Source organism: Pseudomonas sp. NPDC087814 (assembly GCF_044742865.1).
Classification (GTDB): Bacteria; Pseudomonadota; Gammaproteobacteria; order Pseudomonadales; family Pseudomonadaceae; genus Aquipseudomonas.
In genome coordinates this window covers 19,743-36,943 of the sequence record NZ_JBIUVK010000040.1, presented here as the reverse complement: position 1 = coordinate 36,943, position 17,201 = coordinate 19,743, and the positions used below count along the sequence as shown (strand labels likewise).

General features: G+C 57.7%; 14 protein-coding genes, 4 tRNA genes and 1 pseudogene. 8 read left to right on the top strand and 11 right to left on the bottom strand.

Annotated elements, in window-relative coordinates; all coding sequences use genetic code 11:
* Window positions 1-24: 24 nt before the first annotated feature.
* The 4 genes from ACIOMR_RS23445 to ACIOMR_RS23430 all read right to left on the bottom strand — a co-directional run bounded on the left by ACIOMR_RS23445 (window position 25) and on the right by ACIOMR_RS23430 (window position 508).
* A tRNA-His gene (locus ACIOMR_RS23445) sits at window positions 25-100 on the bottom strand.
* Window positions 101-182: 82 nt separating this feature from the next.
* Window positions 183-267, bottom strand: a tRNA-Leu gene (locus tag ACIOMR_RS23440).
* A gap of 56 nt (window positions 268-323) precedes the next feature.
* A tRNA-His gene (locus ACIOMR_RS23435) sits at window positions 324-399 on the bottom strand.
* Between the two features lie 32 nt (window positions 400-431).
* Window positions 432-508 (bottom strand) — tRNA-Arg (locus tag ACIOMR_RS23430).
* 230 nt (window positions 509-738) lie between these two features.
* Between ACIOMR_RS23430 and folD the strand changes: the two genes are divergently transcribed.
* The gene (gene folD / locus ACIOMR_RS23425) at window positions 739-1,593 is read left to right on the top strand and encodes a bifunctional methylenetetrahydrofolate dehydrogenase/methenyltetrahydrofolate cyclohydrolase FolD (RefSeq protein WP_010166832.1); all 855 of its coding nucleotides are present in this window, start codon (window positions 739-741) and stop codon (window positions 1,591-1,593) included.
* A gap of 209 nt (window positions 1,594-1,802) precedes the next feature.
* Window positions 1,803-2,735: a D-alanyl-D-alanine endopeptidase gene (pbpG, locus tag ACIOMR_RS23420; protein WP_003207851.1), complete on the top strand. Its 933-nt coding sequence runs from the start codon at window positions 1,803-1,805 to the stop codon at window positions 2,733-2,735.
* Window positions 2,736-2,781: 46 nt separating this feature from the next.
* On the opposite strand, the gene ACIOMR_RS23415 is transcribed toward pbpG, so the two are convergent.
* The gene (locus tag ACIOMR_RS23415; RefSeq protein ID WP_050550299.1) at window positions 2,782-3,411 is read right to left on the bottom strand and encodes a peptidase C39 family protein; all 630 of its coding nucleotides are present in this window, start codon (window positions 3,409-3,411) and stop codon (window positions 2,782-2,784) included.
* Between the two features lie 263 nt (window positions 3,412-3,674).
* Here ACIOMR_RS23415 and ACIOMR_RS23410 point away from each other — a divergent pair, with 263 nt between their 5' ends.
* On the top strand, window positions 3,675-3,836 hold the full coding sequence (locus ACIOMR_RS23410) for a hypothetical protein (protein WP_003207847.1): 162 nt from the start codon (window positions 3,675-3,677) through the stop codon (window positions 3,834-3,836).
* A 4-nt stretch (window positions 3,837-3,840) separates the two neighbouring features.
* On the opposite strand, the gene ACIOMR_RS23405 is transcribed toward ACIOMR_RS23410, so the two are convergent.
* Window positions 3,841-4,251 carry a hypothetical protein gene (locus tag ACIOMR_RS23405; protein ID WP_003207845.1) on the bottom strand — a complete coding sequence of 137 codons (411 nt, stop codon included), beginning with the start codon at window positions 4,249-4,251 and terminating at the stop codon, window positions 3,841-3,843.
* Window positions 4,252-4,467: 216 nt separating this feature from the next.
* On the opposite strand from ACIOMR_RS23405, the gene ACIOMR_RS23400 reads away from it, so the two are divergent.
* From ACIOMR_RS23400 to ACIOMR_RS23390, 3 genes are read left to right on the top strand one after another with little or no spacing between them, the layout of a single operon-like run.
* Complete coding sequence (locus ACIOMR_RS23400) at window positions 4,468-7,689, top strand: efflux RND transporter permease subunit (protein ID WP_087693205.1); 3,222 nt, start codon at window positions 4,468-4,470, stop codon at window positions 7,687-7,689.
* A complete protein-coding gene (locus ACIOMR_RS23395; protein WP_010166819.1) occupies window positions 7,679-8,845 on the top strand; it encodes an efflux RND transporter periplasmic adaptor subunit in 1,167 nt (388 codons plus the stop codon). Before ACIOMR_RS23400 ends, ACIOMR_RS23395 begins: the two co-directional genes overlap by 11 nt.
* Window positions 8,829-10,247, top strand: coding sequence for an efflux transporter outer membrane subunit (locus ACIOMR_RS23390; RefSeq protein WP_401196623.1), 1,419 nt, complete (start codon window positions 8,829-8,831; stop codon window positions 10,245-10,247). The genes ACIOMR_RS23395 and ACIOMR_RS23390 overlap by 17 nt, the downstream gene beginning before the upstream one ends.
* A gap of 51 nt (window positions 10,248-10,298) precedes the next feature.
* Here the strand turns inward: ACIOMR_RS23390 and ACIOMR_RS23385 are convergent, their stop codons facing one another.
* The 4 genes from ACIOMR_RS23385 to ACIOMR_RS23370 all read right to left on the bottom strand — a co-directional run bounded on the left by ACIOMR_RS23385 (window position 10,299) and on the right by ACIOMR_RS23370 (window position 14,057).
* A complete protein-coding gene (locus ACIOMR_RS23385) occupies window positions 10,299-11,546 on the bottom strand; it encodes an ATP-grasp domain-containing protein (protein ID WP_087693202.1) in 1,248 nt (415 codons plus the stop codon).
* A complete protein-coding gene (locus tag ACIOMR_RS23380) occupies window positions 11,543-12,472 on the bottom strand; it encodes an EamA family transporter (RefSeq protein WP_401196620.1) in 930 nt (309 codons plus the stop codon). The genes ACIOMR_RS23385 and ACIOMR_RS23380 overlap by 4 nt, the downstream gene beginning before the upstream one ends.
* A gap of 75 nt (window positions 12,473-12,547) precedes the next feature.
* Window positions 12,548-13,111, bottom strand: coding sequence for a phosphoribosyltransferase family protein (locus tag ACIOMR_RS23375; protein WP_177022258.1), 564 nt, complete (start codon window positions 13,109-13,111; stop codon window positions 12,548-12,550).
* A gap of 4 nt (window positions 13,112-13,115) precedes the next feature.
* Complete coding sequence (locus ACIOMR_RS23370; protein WP_177022259.1) at window positions 13,116-14,057, bottom strand: cysteine synthase family protein; 942 nt, start codon at window positions 14,055-14,057, stop codon at window positions 13,116-13,118.
* A 214-nt stretch (window positions 14,058-14,271) separates the two neighbouring features.
* Here ACIOMR_RS23370 and ACIOMR_RS23365 point away from each other — a divergent pair.
* Both ACIOMR_RS23365 and ACIOMR_RS23360 read left to right on the top strand, forming a co-directional pair.
* Window positions 14,272-14,613, top strand: a pseudogene (locus ACIOMR_RS23365) (RND transporter); the annotation flags it as partial.
* A gap of 844 nt (window positions 14,614-15,457) precedes the next feature.
* Window positions 15,458-15,706, top strand: coding sequence for a DUF6124 family protein (locus ACIOMR_RS23360; RefSeq protein WP_087693199.1), 249 nt, complete (start codon window positions 15,458-15,460; stop codon window positions 15,704-15,706).
* Between the two features lie 123 nt (window positions 15,707-15,829).
* On the opposite strand, the gene ACIOMR_RS23355 is transcribed toward ACIOMR_RS23360, so the two are convergent.
* Entirely contained in the window at window positions 15,830-17,113 is a 1,284-nt protein-coding gene (locus ACIOMR_RS23355) for a Zn-dependent hydrolase (RefSeq protein WP_401196616.1), read from the bottom strand.
* Window positions 17,114-17,201 lie beyond the last annotated feature (88 nt).

The following is a 17,201-nucleotide window of genomic DNA, read 5'->3' as shown; positions in this document are numbered from 1 at the left end:
ATTAATCTGGCGCCTTTCGAAATATGGGGTGGACGAAGGGGATCGAACCCTCGACAACGGGAGTCACAATCCCGTGCTCTACCAACTGAGCTACGCCCACCATATTGCGTGACCAAAAAGCCCGTCAAAAAGGCTATTTGTTGAGCTTCGCGCCGACCCGCAGGCCTTCACGAAACTTTATTTGGTGCGGATGAAGAGACTCGAACTCTTACACCTTGCGGCGCTGGAACCTAAATCCAGTGTGTCTACCAATTCCACCACATCCGCGCTTGAAGCTTTTAAAGCAAAGGCGCCAGACTATTAATCTGGCGCCTTTTTAAATATGGGGTGGACGAAGGGGATCGAACCCTCGACAACGGGAGTCACAATCCCGTGCTCTACCAACTGAGCTACGCCCACCATATTGCGCTACTTGTGCCAAAGCTGCCTAATGGCGCACCCGGCAGGACTCGAACCTGCGACCATCCGCTTAGAAGGCGGATGCTCTATCCAGCTGAGCTACGGGCGCCTTATTAATCTGTACTCTTGGAGGATTACAAACTAACCAGTGCTAGGCTGTGCCCGACAAGTGCGACGAATAGTATAGATGGACCCGAAACCCGTCAAATCCTTTTTATAAAAAATTCATTTTATTTAAGGGGTTAGGGGAATTTGCAGACCAAGCGCCTTTGCCCTCACGCCATGGCATGCGAGAATGCGCGCACTTTTCTTCCCCCTCTCGATGGTTAATCACGCGTAATGACTGCACAACTTATCGACGGCAAATCAATCGCCGCCAGCCTGCGCCAGCAGATCGCCAAACGAGTCGCCGAGCGCAGCCAACAAGGCCTGCGCACGCCGGGCCTCGCGGTGATCCTGGTCGGCAGCGATCCTGCCTCTCAGGTTTATGTCTCGCACAAGCGTAAAGACTGTGAAGAGGTCGGCTTTATTTCCAAAGCCTACGACTTGGCTGAAGACACCACCCAACAGGCCCTCACCGACCTGATCGACAGCCTCAACGACGATCCGGCCATCGACGGCATCCTGCTGCAACTGCCATTGCCCGAGCATCTGGACGCGTCGAAATTGCTCGAACGCATCCGCCCGGACAAGGACGTCGACGGTTTCCACCCTTATAACGTCGGCCGCCTGGCCCAGCGTATCCCGCTGCTGCGCCCGTGCACCCCGAAGGGCATCATGACCCTGCTGGAAAGCACCGGCGTCGATCTGTATGGCCTGGATGCCGTCGTCGTCGGCGCCTCGAACATCGTCGGTCGCCCGATGGCCATGGAACTGCTGCTGGCCGGCTGCACCGTGACCGTGACTCATCGCTTCACCAAGGACCTGGCCGGCCACGTTGGCCGCGCCGACCTGGTGGTCGTCGCCGCCGGCAAGCCGGGCCTGGTCAAGGGTGAGTGGATCAAGGAGGGCGCCATCGTCATCGACGTGGGCATCAACCGCCAGGACGATGGTAAGCTCGTGGGCGACGTGGTGTACGAAACCGCCCTGCCCCGTGCCGGCTGGATCACCCCGGTACCCGGTGGTGTCGGCCCGATGACCCGTGCCTGCCTGCTGGAAAATACCCTGTACGCAGCCGAAACCCTGCACAGCTAATAACCAGCCGCTCTGAAAAAGCCCTGCCTTATCGCAGGGCTTTTTATTGGCCGGATAAAAAGTAGTTTTTTCTTTGTTTTTAAGGGGTTTCATCTGTTTTCAGAAGAACATTCGACAGTTTCTGATCCATACTCCTAAAATGTAACGGCATTTATCAGAAAGTCCGTGCAGAACGGTATATCCCTACTTTTTTTAGCGAGTTCATCCGCGTGAAAATTCATCTTTCCATTGTCAGCCTATTTTTTGCATTGACAGGCACCTTCGCGAGCGCAAGCGAAACCACCACCGCTCCCCGCGACATGTCCACCCTGCACATCGCCTCCGGCAGTGCGATGGTGGTAGACCTGCAGACCAACAAAGTCATCTATGCCAGCAACCCGGATGTCATCGTGCCGATCGCCTCGGTGAGCAAACTGATGACCGGCCTGATCGTGCTGGAAGCCAAGCAGAACATGGATGAATACATCGACATCAACATCAAGGACACGCCAGAGATGAAAGGCGTGTTCTCCCGGGTCAAGATCGGCAGCGAGATGCCGCGCAAGGAGATGTTGCTGATTGCCCTGATGTCCTCGGAAAACCGCGCCGCCGCCAGCCTGGCCCACCACTATCCGGGCGGCTACCCGGCCTTCATCGCAGCGATGAACGCCAAGGCCAAGGCACTGGGCATGACCAGTACCCATTATGTGGAACCTACCGGCCTGTCGATCCATAACGTGTCCACCGCCCGCGACCTGAGCAAGCTGCTGGCCGCCGCACGCAAGTACCCGATGCTCAGCCAGTTGAGCACCACCAAGGAAAAGACCGTCTCGTTCCGCAAACCCAACTACACCCTGGGTTTCTCCAACACTGACCACCTGATCAACCGCGCCAACTGGGACATCAAGCTGACCAAGACCGGCTTTACCAACCAGGCCGGCCATTGCCTGGTGCTGGTGACCAGCATGGGTAATCGCCCGGTGTCGCTGGTGATCCTCGATGCCTTCGGCAAATTCACCCACTTTGCCGATGCCGGGCGCATCCGCAGCTGGGTCGAAACCGGCAAGAGCGGCTCGGTGCCAGACGTCGCATTGCGCTACAAGGCTGACAAGAACCTGAAGAACCGCCCACGGGCGAATGTTCAGGTCACCGAGTCCCGCTGATCCGTAAATAGCGACATAAAAAACGGCGCCCTTGAGCGCCGTTTTTTTATTTGGCCTGACTGGCCAGTGCCTTGACTGCCTGGGCCGCCGCCTGTTCCTGGCCAGCCTGGGCTGTGGCGCTGGCAGCCTGCTGCCAGCGCTGGGCGTCGACCTTGACCGGCAACTGGGTGGGCCGCTGAATCAGTACCGCCCACTTGCCGCCGTCTTTCCACGCCGACTCAAACGCGCTGAAATCCATCGGCATGCGCCGCGCCAAGCCTGAACGCAGCAGCACCATGCTCTTCTGCTTGTTGTAACCCACCACCACGACATACCGCGGACCGGCCCAGAAGGTCGAGCCCTGGGTGATACGCGCCATCACCGGGTACCCGGCCGCGACCTGTGCCAGCAGCGCCGGCAGCTGATCTTCCAGCGGGTACACCAACATCCCGTATTCACGGGCCAGCACCTGCATGTTGCGTTCAAGGTCCGCTTCAGCGCCCGGCAAATGCAGTGGCTTATCCAATAGCCCCGGTGTAATCACAATGCCTTGTTGAGACAGCATGCTGGCAAGAGCGGCTGGGCCACCGAGGTAAGTCTCACCGCGAAACGCCGGCACGCCCTTGAGCTCGACACTCTCCGGCAGCCCCGGGATGCTCGTGGGTTTTGGATGCGAGGAACAGGCCGCCAGCCCCATGAAACAGGCGGCGACCCACCAGGAGGTTTTAATGTTCGAGGGAAACCGCAACTTCTTCACTCACTTGATCAACGGTCGACGTGGGCCCTGATCATAGGACGCTCCGGGGCGCGGGTATAGCCTTGCAGCGCAGTAAAAGGCCGGCGATAGAGCAAACAAGTTGGACGCACACGACCATTGGTCAATAGCAGGCAACCTGCGGATAGCTAGACTGTCCATTGAGAAGACAGTGTGTGCCCGGCACCGGGCGAAAGGAGGCACTTATGAGCCTGACAACAACGATTCTGCTTTTGATCTGTGGCTGGCTGGCCGTCGCCGCCGCCATGCTGTGGGGCGTGATGCGCGTGACCCGCAGGCACCATCACCCACACGTAAAACCCGCAGCACCCGGCAAGCTGCACAAACCCGCCGGGCACCACGCCTGACGCCTTAGCCAGGCATGCAACTGAAGTCTTCGGTCTGCGCCAATTCCTTGCCGTGGCTATCCTTCAACTCGGCACGCACCGTCGTACCCAGGCTGGATTCCACCAGGGTGTAATGCTCGCCGGCCTTGAAGTTGCCGTAGGTCACATGCCCGCGACAATCCTGCTGGTTATCATCCCCCGCCTCTTCTTCAAACAAGGTGACGTCCAGGCGATGCGCGCCGGGTTTCACTTCGAAGTAGCGGCCATCATTAATATTTTTACCGTCTACCCGCTCGGCCATCAGGTCGTTGGGTGCCTCCTCTTGCAAGCCGATCCAGGCTTCGCTGGGGTCCGCCTTCGGCATCGGGCCGGCACACGCCGACAACAACAGGACCGCACTCAAGGCCGGGATCAACAACAAGGGTTTAAGAGACATGGCAGAACTCCAAATGGATAAAGAGTGAACAGGCGAAACAGCTCCCGTTCGATCGGTATCCAGCTTGTTACTGTCACCATTGTTGAACAAATGAATACATATGAAAGGATCTTCAGCCGTTAACTAAATCTTCCTTCACCTGGCTGAAAGGTGCGTGTTAGGTGGGTCCGTCAAGACTGCGAGCGTTTGCAATCCAACTCCTTTGGAGGTTACGGCATGCTCGGGCTGGTAAAGACCGCACTGCTCAAGCCCTACACGTTTATCGTGCTGGCAATTTTCATCTGCATCATCGGGCCCATGGCGGCCTTGCGTACCCCCACTGACGTATTTCCCGATATTGGCATCCCCGTCGTTGCGGTGGTTTGGCAGTACAACGGCCTGTCTCCGGACGCCATGGCCGGTCGCGTGATCTACACCTACGAACGCTCCCTGAGTACCACCGTCAACGACATCGAGCACATTGAATCGCAGTCGTTACCCGGCATGGGCATCGTGAAGATTTTCTTCCAGCCCGGCGTGGATATCCGCACCGCCAACGCCCAGGTAACAGCGGTGTCACAAACCGTGCTCAAGCAGATGCCACCGGGCATTACGCCGCCGCTGATCCTCAACTACAGCGCCTCTACGGTGCCGATTCTGCAGATGGCGTTCTCCAGCCCCAGCTTGTCGGAAGCGAAGATCCGCGACCTGGTGCAGAACAACATCCGCTTGCCCCTGAGCGCCCTGCCCGGCCTGGCCATGCCCACGCCAATGGGCGGCAAGCAACGCCAGATCACCCTCGACCTCGACCCACAGGCGCTGGCCGCCAAAGGCCTCTCGGCGCAGGACGTAGGCAACGCCCTGGCCCTGCAGAACCAGATTATCCCGGTGGGTACCGCCAAACTCGGCCCCAACGAATACACGATTTTGCTCAACAACAGCCCGAAGGCGATTGATGAGCTCAACGACTTGCCGATCAAGACAGTCGACGGTGCGATCATCACCATCGGCCAGGTGGCCCACGTGCGTGACGGCTCGCCGCCGCAGACCAACATCGTGCGCGTCGACGGCCACCGTGCGGTGCTGATGCCGGCCCTGAAAAACGGCAGCATCTCCACCCTGTCGATCATCGACGGCATCCGCCAGATGCTGCCGCGCATCAATGAAACCCTGCCGCCGTCGCTGAAGACCTCGCTGCTCGGCGACGCCTCGGTGTTCGTCAAACAGTCGGTGGGCAGCGTGGCCCAGGAAGGCATCATCGCCGCCTTGCTGACCAGTGCGATGATCCTGCTGTTCCTCGGCAGCTGGCGCTCGACCATCATCATCGCCGCGTCGATTCCCCTCGCGGTGCTGTCGGCCATCGCTCTGCTGGCGGCCACCGGGCAAACCCTCAACGTCATGACCCTCGGCGGGCTGGCGTTGGCGGTAGGGATCCTGGTGGACGACGCCACAGTGACCATCGAGAACATCAACTGGCACCTGGAACAAGGCAAGGCGGTGAAGGACGCGATCCTCGACGGCGCCAAGCAAATCGTCGGCCCGGCGTTCGTGTCCCTGCTGTGTATCTGCATCGTGTTTGTGCCGATGTTCATGCTGCAAGGCATCGCCGGCTACCTGTTCCGCCCGATGGCATTGGCGGTGATTTTCGCCATGGCCAGCTCGTTCATTCTGTCGCGAACCCTGGTGCCGACCCTGGCGATGTTCCTGCTCAAGCCGCACGTGCCGGAGCAAGGTGAAGGTCATCACCCGGAAGATGAATTCATCAACCATCACGAGGGCGACCAGCACAAACCGCAGCGCAACGCGGTGCTGCAATCGGTGCTGAATTTCCAGCAGGGTTTTGAGCGTCACTTCTCCAACGTACGGGACGTTTACCACGGCCTGCTGACCCTGGCCCTCGGCGCCCGCAAGCGCTTCATCATCGGCTTCCTGGCGTGCATCCTCGCCTCGTTCCTGCTGCTGCCAAGTCTGGGCCAGGACTTCTTCCCGGCCACCGACGCCGGGGCCATGGCCCTGCACGTGCGCTTGCCGCTGGGCACACGCATCGAAGAGAGCGCGGCGGCCTTTGACCGGATCGAAGCGCGGATTCGCGAGATCGTTCCGGCCGACGAACTGGACACCATCGTCGACAACATCGGCATCCCGCTGAGCGGCATCGACATGGCCTACAGCAGCAGTGGCACCATCGGCCCACAGGACGGCGATATCCAGGTCACCCTGAAAAAGGACCATGCGCCCACCGCCGACTACGTGAAAAAACTGCGTGAAGCGTTGCCCGAAAGCTTCCCCGGCAGCCAGTTCGCATTCCTCCCGGCAGACATCAGCAGCCAGATCCTCAACTTCGGTTCGCCGGCCCCGCTGGACGTGAAAATCTCCGGGCGCAGCGATGAAGAAAACCGCGCCTACGCCATCGAACTGGAACGTCGCCTGAAACACATACCGGGCATTGCCGACCTGCGCATCCAGCAGTCCACCGGCTACCCGTCACTGCAAGTCAACGTGGACCGCATGCGTGCCAACGGCCTGGGCATCACCGAGCGTGACGTAACCAACAGCATGGTTGCGTCCCTGGCCGGCAGCTCGCAAACCGCACCAACGTTCTGGCTCAACCCGGCCAACGGCGTGTCGTATTCGATCGTGGCAGCCACCCCGCAATACCGCCTCGACAGCCTGCCGTCCCTGGAAGCGTTGCCGGTAACCGGTGCCGATGGTCAGTCGCAGATCCTCGGCGGCGTGGCGACCATCTCGCGGGTACAAAGCCCGGCGGTGGTGACCCACTACAACATCGAACCGACCCTGGACCTGTACGCCAACGTGCAAGGCCGCGACCTCGGCGGCGTCGCCAGCGATGTGCAAAAAGTGCTGAACGACATGGCCCCGATGCGCCCCAAAGGCGCGACCATCAGCCTGCACGGGCAGATCGATGCGCTGCATGAAGCGTTCAACGGCTTGAGCTTCGGCCTGCTCGGTGCGGTGGTGCTGATCTACCTGCTGATCGTGGTCAACTTCCAGTCCTGGACCGACCCGTTCGTGATCATCACCGCGCTGCCGGCAGCGCTCGCGGGAATCGTCTGGATGCTGTTCCTCAGCGGCACGTCATTGTCGGTGCCCGCACTCACGGGGGCCATCCTCTGTATGGGCGTGGCCACCGCCAACTCGATCCTGGTGGTGAGCTTCTGCCGAGAGCGCCTGGCCGAACATGGCGATGCACTCAAGGCCGCACTGGAAGCCGGCTACACCCGTTTCCGCCCGGTCTGCATGACCGCCCTGGCGATGATCATCGGCATGTTGCCGCTGGCCTTGTCCGAAGAACAAAACGCGCCGCTGGGACGTGCCGTGATCGGCGGCCTGATCCTCGCCACCACTGCCACTTTGCTGTTTGTACCCGTGGTCTTCAGCCTGGTCCACGGTCGTCACCCTACTCGCGCTGCTGCTGGAGAAACTTCACATGTCGTCTGATCACAAACCCTCGCGCAAGCGTCTGATGCTCATGGGTGTCGGCGGCCTGACACTGGCTGCCCTGTTGGTCGCCAACGGCCTGCACGCCCGTACGATGCATGAAAAATCCGTCACCGCCTGGACCGAAACCGCCGCCGTGCCGCAGGTGCTGGTGTTCCAGCCCAAACAGAACGCGGCCGGCGACACCCTGCGCCTGCCCGCTCATCTGGAAGCCTGGAGCAAGGCACCGATTCATGCGCGGGTCAGCGGTTACCTGAAAGACTGGAAAGTCGACATCGGCAGCCAGGTCAAGGCCGGGCAGATTCTCGCCGAGATCGACAGCCCCGACCTCGACCAGCAAGTGGCGCAAACCCACGCGCGCATGGTGCAGGAACAGGCCAACGCACGACTGGCAGAAACCACTGCCACCCGCTGGAAAAACCTGCTGGACAGCCATTCGGTATCGCGCCAGGAGGCCGATGAAAAAACCTCGAATGCCCTGGCCGCCAAGGCCAACGCCCAGGCCGCCGAGGCTGACTATGCGCGGCTCTCGGCGTTGGAAGACTACAAGACCATTCGCGCGCCATTCGCCGGTGTGATCACCGCGCGCAACACTGACATCGGCCAGTTGATCAAGGCTGACAGCGACAGCGATCCGGAACTGTTCGACATCGCCGACACCCACCAACTGCGCCTCTACGTGCCGGTGCCGCAGAACTACGCCGCGGTGATTCATCCCGGGCTGGCCGCCCAACTGACGGTACCCGAGCACCCCGGCGAACACTTCAGCGCGAAGCTGATGGGCGACTCCACCGCCATCGACCGCCGCTCCGGCACCCTGCTCGCACAGTTCGTGGCCGACAACCCGGACGGCAAGTTGCTGCCCGGCGACTACGCCGAAGCCACCCTGGCGATTCCGGCGGATACCCATGGCGTGAGCATCCCGGCCAGCGCCCTGATCTTCCGCGCCGAAGGCACCCAGGTCGCGGTACTGGACGCCAAGAACCACGTGCACCTGCAAGACATCCACATCGGCCTCGACCTCGGCGAGCGCCTGGTGATTGACCAGGGCCTGAAACCCGCCGATCGCGTAGTCGACAACCCACCCGACGCACTGCGCGAAGGCGACGCCGTGCAAATGGCCGATGCCGGAGGTGCCCATGCGCCCAAGGCTTAAACCCCTCGCGGCCCTGGTATTGGTGGCACTGCACGGTTGCTCGCTGGCGCCCACCTACAAGGCGCCGACCATCGACCTGCCGGCCAAGTACCGCGAACAGACCAGCGACGGCCCGTGGCACAGCGCGCAACCGTCCGACCAACTGGCGCCGAAGTGGTGGCAGCTGTATCAGGACCCGCACCTGAACGACCTGCAGGAACAACTGCTCAAGGCCAACCCGGACCTGGCGGCGGCGCTGGCGCATTTCGATGCGTCCCAGGCGTATGCCAGCCAGTTGCATGCCGGGCTGTTCCCGCAAATAACCGCCAGCGCGCAACCGTTGCGCCAGCGGCAATCGGACAATCGGCCACTGCGGGGTGATACCCAGCCTTCGGTGTACAACAGCAACACGGCGGGGTTCGCGCTGAGCTTCGATCTGGATCTGTGGGGCAAAATCCGCAACCAGGTGGCGGCTGGCGATGCACAGGCCCAAGCCTCCGGGGATGATTTGGCGGTGGCACGCCTGAGCCTGCAGCATCAGTTGGCGACGCTGTACGTGCAGCTCAACGGACTGGATGCCCAGAGCCGGATTCTCAGCAGTTCGCTGGATGATTTTGGCCAGGCGCTGAAACTGACCCGCAGCCGGTACGAGGGGCAGATCGCCTCGGAGCTCGACCTGACCCGGGCGCAGAATCAGCTGGCTGAAGCACAGGCGCAGCTTGACGATGTGCGCGGTCAACGCAATCTCACCGAGCATGCGATTGGTGAATTGGTGGGCGTATCCGCCAGTGAATTCCAGCTGCCGCCGAGCCAGCAATTGATGGCGCTGCCGGGGATTCCGCAACAACTGCCGAGCCACCTGCTGCAACGCCGGCCGGATATCGCGGCAGCCGAGCGACGGGTGTTTGCGGCCAACGCGAATATCGGCGTGGCCAAGGCGGCGTGGTACCCGGATTTCAGTTTGACCGGCTTGATTGGCGGGCAGACCCAAGGTGTGGGCAACTTGTTCTCCGCCGCCAATCGGTATTGGGCGCTGGGGCCGCTGGTGAATCTGCCGATCTTTGATGGCGGCCGGTTGAGCGCCAATGAGCGCCAGGCCAAGGCGGAGTTTGAAGAGGCTTCGGCGCACTATCGCAGCCAGGTGTTAAGAGCCGTGCGTGAGGTGGAAGACAACCTTGGGCAACTGCGCGACTTGCAGCAGGAGGCGATGGACGAACAAGCCGCCGCGAATGCCGCCGAACACACACAGGCACTGGCGATGAACAGTTACCAGGCGGGGGCTGTGAGCTATCTGGATGTGGTGACGGCGCAGACGGCGGCGTTGCAGGCGCAGCGCACGTTGCAGGCGGTGCAGACGCGGCAGTTGCAGGCGAGTGTGGGTTTGGTGACGGCGCTGGGCGGAGGCTGGTTGCCTGGGGCGTGAGGTTGCTTCCTACAACCGGGATCACATACGGGAGTTTTGTTGATCCGGACGTCAGGGCGCCAAGTAGGCTCCCACAGCCTCGAGTGCTCGAAGCTTCAAATAATCCGCCTTGATGACCGCGTTGTCGGCATGCACCAAATAAATGGTACCCGGTTGGCTGAATACGTCTTTGGTCATGCCAATCGGCTGCCCGCTGCCAACGTAGAACACCGAATAAAAATAGGACTCGAGCTTCAGAAGCTCGCTTAAAAACAGCTCTTTGGTGAAACAACCCGGCGAACGATTGATTAGGCAGACGTTATAGCTGTGCAGCAACAATTCATAACCTACCTGGGCGTCAAGCAAGCGCTCAAATTGTTCCGGCTCAACGATGGACATAACCGTGGCGCGAATCTGCCCCAGTCCTGTCGTCTGTTCGGATACTTCAGGACGAAGAATTCCGTCGGTGCGCGCTGCGATCTCCACAAGTCTGGGACCTTTTTCGGTCAGCATAACCTCCGCGTGGCTAGGGCCATTTTCAATGCCCAGGCTTCTGACGACCTTGCGGGTGTAGTCGACCAGCAGCTCACACTCAGGCTCGGCAGGGCTGACCAGTTCATCAATGTCGTAAATGACGCTACCGCTGTCCAGCCGCTCCTTTCGGTATCTCACCACTTCAGTGACCATCTGCCTCGCGCCCAGGGAGACCATATTCACAACATATTCCACACCAACCAAATATTCCTGGATCAGGACCTGAGCGTTCCTAATATTGAGTCGATTGGTCGTTCCCAAAACCTTTCCGAAGGCGACCTCACAATCTTGCAAATCATCGCAAATATAAACCCCATCCGCGCCTGCACTATCCAGAGGTTTCAGCACCACGGGAAACCTGCCATGCCCCAGGATCCAGGCCTTGGCCGCATTCCATGACTCAACGATAGCCTGTTGCGCGGCTGGCAGCCCAGCGTCGGCGACACAACGGATCATTTCAAACTTGTTCCTGCGCGCCTGAGTTCGGTTGAATTGGTTGCGATAAGGAAGATTGAGCTGCTCGTTGAGCCAATCAGACAACAACACACCGGTTTCAGCCCCAGCGATGATGTACTGGGGATCGAACGTCGCAACGCGTTCGACCGTCGCTTCCAACTGCTTATTGACGATCAGACATTCATAAATCGAGGCATCGAAACCCATGTAGTAATAATCATCGAGCGTCGCGGACGACGCCACATGGATCAACGTACAGCCTCGCTCACGCAACGCTTTCGCGACAAACTTACCGGATGAAAAACCATCGACTATCACGACTCTGCTCATCTCAATCCCCGCCTTTCGAGATACAGACTTGCGATTGCTCGTCCAGAGAGTAAAAAAATAATGACGCCAACCGCCGTGACACTGGCTGCCGAAAACTCCACTCGTGTGTCGAGATATTGAAGCAGCAGGACAAACACCGGCAGTGTCAGCAGTAACAGCGAGACATGGATAGCACTGAGATAATGAATGGTTTTTTGAATCAGATAAATCGGCAGCAAATGGCCAATCACCACTAACGTCAGCATCGGCCAGAACAGCTCAGGGCCCAAGGCAAAACCGACACCCGTCGCGGGAATCAAGACGACACAGGCAATGATCATCACCACATTTCGGACCGCCAGAATTTCATAAACAACCCACTGTCGAGCGAATAGCTTTTTCGAGACGATCGTATACATCACGGTGCCCAACGCGCACACCAGAACGCTGACGATGCCAAGCATTCGCTGCCCGGTAGTGGTGGAAGACACACCACTGTCACCCATGAATGACTTGAACAACATGATTCCCACGGAAATCAGTACCAGCCAGGAAATCAATGTATCCGCCAACGCGGTTTTAACTCTGTTTTTATCAAGAGCAGAGAGGATGAGCGTTAGCGCCGGCCCGCATGCCACTGAGGCCACGCCGACAACGGCAGGTTCCAGGTAACGGAGTGCGTAGAACAGGCCGCCCCAGTTCAATAGAACTGCAACATTGACTAAAAAAACTAACAATATGTTTTCGCACAGTTTTATGATAAGTTTTTTGTTACTTCGCAAGAGCGTAAAACTTAGAAAAAACGCTCCTGAAAAACTGAAGCAGTAAAAAATGACTACCAAGGGATTTATCATTTGGGTAACAAAAGCCACATACACGTCAAATGCAGCACTGATAAAGCAAAAAATCAGCCCAAGCACCATTCCGCGCCGCATCAAGCTACTCATTTAAATCACCAGATGGTGTGCAACCTTGACGGGCTTCGAATTGCTTCATCGTCTTGATGCCATCTAAAATCCGCATCAGTCAATCACCTCAACACCTCCAGCCCTCACATTGATTTTTATTATAGTTTTTACCAAAATCCCAGTTTTCTCAAACACTTCCCCGATTCCTCCGCTGCCTACTTTTTCTACTGCACAGATAACACCTAAAACTTCCCCGCCACTTGCTCTAACGGCGTCAACCAATGAAACAATCGTCCCCCCGGTACTCAACGTATCATCAACGATGACAACTCGATCATCGCGACCTATTCCGTTGAGATATAGTTTCCCGTCAAAGTATTCTGAACTAATATCCACAACCTGCTCATTTAGACAACCCAGGCTATAGGGATACCAGCGCGCCATCGCAAGAGGAATGCCAGTCAATAACGAAACCGCTGTGGCGAGAGGTGCCCCTTTATCCTCCTCAGTAACAATTTTAGTAGCAGTCAGATCCATAAGCCTAATTGACCTCTGAGCGACTTCCATCAAAACTTGTGGCCGCAGCGCGGGAATCTGATCCGCAAATTCATTAACCGTAGTCAATGCTTTTCCAGAATTCACAACATCGGCGTTCCTATAAACATCTTCAAGTAACATTTTTTCAATCCTCCCTGTATTCTGGATAAATACCATCCCAGCGACTTCTATATTTCCACGCACTATCAAAAAATAGAGTCACGATATTTTGATTGTTACACTCCCGAATAATCTCGTCACAGACCAATAAATTTGCGCCGCAAGTTGGTCCAATCTGGATACCCGAATCAACGATAAATTGCTTCATGCGCTGCCAAGACCGGGCGCCATCAACTAACCTCACCTCATCTACAAGTTCAGGTATCGTATTAATGGATAATACTCCAGCCCCCAGCCCCATAAGATTATGAGGACGATGCTTAAAAGCCGTATTTTTCTTCATCGCGTAGAGAGGTGCCGAACTTTTGACCTCTATACCTATAGCTTTAATTTCTTTGTATTCTCGTTTCAACACTTCTGCAATACCGGAAAACGTTCCCCCTGTACCGATGGAGCATATGAAAAAGTCAGGTATGACATTCATCTTTTTTAGTGCATTGACGATTTCTTCGCCACAGCCGTGCCATGCCTCTTTATTTAGTAGCGTATTGGACTGATCCAGAAAGTAGGTATTTCCTTCTAGTGCTTCTGAGGAAAACTTTTTGGCCATCGTAGCCGCTCCAGCTAAAAACTCTTCCTTTGGAGTTTCGGTTATTTGTGCCCCATAAGATAAAATTTGTGCTTTGCGTTCCTGCGTCATGCCCTCTGGCATAAAAACTCTTATTGAATAACCTTTTTCTCTGCCTATCCATGCGAGCGCGGCACCTCCGTTCCCTGTGGAACTATCCACCAGTATCATGCCAGGTTGAATAACCCCCGATGCCTCTAGCTTGGTAATGATACTCAAGTAGGTTCTATCCTTATGACTGCCCGACGGGTTCATAAACTCGCACTTTGAAAACACCCGATTTCCGCTGTCGCTTTTAACCTCCACAAGTGGCGTATCTCCTATATCACCTAGCTTCATTATTCCTCCTTTAACCCAAGCATTTATTCCGATGCATTTGACCCTATCAAAACATTGCAAAAGTAAATAGCTAGCAAAACGGTTAGGTGCTTGCAAAAAAACTAACACCTTCAGGTAGCACCGATAACGGAAAAATGAAAAAGGGAACTTTCACACAAGCTGCTCGGATGTGACCTTCATACTATTTAACCCATTATCTGCAGTTACCAGTATCCACTGGGCTCTGGGGTCCTTGGTAAACCTGCCGATCTTCGACGGCGGGCGCCTGAGTGCCAAGCCAAGGCCGAGTTTGAAGAGGCCTCGGCCCACTACCTCAGCCAGGTTTTACGCGCCGTGCGCAAGGTTAAAGATAACTAGGGGCAACTGCCGGATTTGCAGCAGAAAGCGCTGGATGAACAGTTATCTGGCGGGGGCTCTGAGTTATCTGGATGTGGTGACGGCGCAGACCGCAGCGTTGCAGGCGCAGCGCACGTTGCAAGCGGTGCAAACGCGGCAGTTGCAGGCAAGTGTAGGCTTGGTGACGGCGCTGGGCGGCGGTTGGAAGCCTGACGCCTGATACAAATCTCGAGCCCACCCTGGATCAAATGTGGGAGCTGGCTTGCCTGCGATAGCGGAGTGTCAGGCACTGCAACTGTGTCTGAAACACCGCTATCGCGGGCAAGCCCGGCTCCCACATTTGAGAGGAGTGAAGCCTGACGACTCAGGCCCCCAGTTTGCCGCTGGCAATCACCACCGACGTGCGTCACGTCAAACATCTCTAGACTGACCCACCGCCAATTTCAATCCTCCGGCCGACTATTCAGAAAAACACTCACCGCTGTGTAATCGCTGCCATCGGCATGTCGATACAGCGAACTGCTGTGATAGTCGGATACATCCCCCGCCACCGACACATTGATCGTACGGCCCTGAACATCAACTTTTGCCGATGCGTCACGCGTAATTAGAAATGGACTGGCATCCCTCAATGCAGCCAATACTTCACTGTCGTCCTCCAAGGCGCGGTAAACGTAATATCGATAGCTGAGATGATGAGAGGCCGATGAACAAAGGAGACTTCGTACAAAGGAGCAGGACATGCCTTACAACCCATCCTCGAAGCGACATATTTCCTACGCTTCTTTCGGGTTGCTGGTCGGAACGGGCACCACTAGTCTTCGCCAGTCGCTGCCAATTCAGCGACCGGACGTGAGAAATCCGAACGACTCCATTGGCGCAAAAGCGCCCGCCGTATACAGTGCAGGCGCTTTTTCTGTGCTCGCTGTTATGGCGGCTGTGCGCGGGCACGCTTCGGCGTGGCCAAGCTCCTGGGGTCTTGGTTTTCTCACTCCGCGTACAGCTGCCACCTTCGTTCGTGAGAAAACCCTGGTGGTAGTCTCTAACTCTCCAGGAACTGCATCATGATCAAAGACAGTCCAAATCCTCTTTCCGATTCAAACCTGCTCTTCACCCTCCGCCCTGGTCTCGATACCGAAACCCTGCTGCTTAATGCCTCTCAGGATCTGGAATCTATCAATGCCATCGCCGCGCACTTGGCCTTTGAGGTTGATGGTTCACAGCGCAGCGTGATGCTGGGGATGTGTCGGATGCTGGAGGGCGTGCAGTTGCTTGTAGATCGGGTGGTGGATGCGAGGGTAGCCGTGAGCTGACCTATAAATGTGGGAGCTGGCTTGCCTGCGATAGCGGAGTGTCAGGCACTGCAACTGTGTCTGAAACACCGCTATCGCGGGCAAGCCCGGCTCCCACATTTGAGAGGAGTGAAGCCTGTCGACTCAGGCAGCCAGTTTGCCGCTGGCGATTGCCACCGAAGCTGCCACCATCGCCCTCAGCAACACCGCACACCCCGCCGCCAAATCATCCGGCGCCGCGTTCTCGATTTCGTTATGGCTGATGCCACCTTCACACGGCACAAAGATCATCCCCGCGGGCCCCAGTTCCGCGACGAAAATCGCGTCATGCCCTGCCCCGCTCACGATATCCATGTTGGACAACCCCAACCCATTGGCCGCATCACGCACGGCATCCACGCAGCCTTTGTCGAAGTACAGCGGCGGGAAGTCAGCGGTGGGTGTCATCTCGAATGTGAGGCCGTGCTTGGCGCAGGTCTCGTCGATCGCCTTGCGCACCTGGGCAATCATCGAATCCAGCCGCGACGGTTCCAGATGGCGGAAGTCCAGGGTCATGCGCACTTCGCCAGGAATGACGTTGCGTGAGCCCGGATACGCTTGCAGGCAGCCGACGGTGCCGCAGGCGTGAGGCTGATGACCCAACGCCGCCGCGTTAACTGCAGCCACCACGGCCGCGGCACCGACCAGGGCATCCTTGCGCAGGTGCATCGGGGTCGGCCCCGCATGCGCCTCGACACCCCGCAGTTTCAGGTCGAACCATTTCTGGCCAAGGGCGCCCAGCACCACACCGATGGTTTTCTTTTCATCCTCAAGAATCGGACCTTGCTCGATATGTGCTTCGAAATATGCGCCCACCTTGTGCCCGCTCACCGGGCGTGATCCGGCATACCCAATGGCATTCAGCGCATCGCCCACGGTCACGCCGTCGGCATCCGTCTTGGCCAGCGTGTCGGCCAGGGTGAATTTCTCGGCAAACACCCCGGAGCCCATCATGCATGGAGGAAAGCGCGAGCCTTCTTCGTTGGTCCACACCACCACTTCCAGCGGCGCTTCGGTTTCCACCTTCAGGTCATTGAGGGTGCGCAATACCTCAACGCCCGCCAGCACGCCAAAACAGCCATCAAACTTGCCGCCGGTGGGCTGGGTGTCGATATGGCTGCCGGTCATCACCGGCGGCAACTGGGGATTGCGCCCCGGCCGGCGGGCAAAGATATTGCCGACGCCATCGATGGTCACGGTACAGCCCGCTTCTTCGCACCACTTCACAAACAGGTCGCGGGCCTGGCGATCGAGGTCGGTCAGGGCCAGGCGGCACACACCGCCCTTGGGGGTGGCGCCGAGCTTGGCGAGTTCCATCAGGGACAGCCACAGACGATCGCGGTTGATGTGCTGATGGGTGGATTGCAGAACGTCTATGGCAGCGTTCATGGGGATCTCCTCAGGCAGTAGTTCTTATAAATTTGACCAGACTCTCACTGGAGGACTGCGATCAAAAATGTGGGAGCGGGCTTGCTCG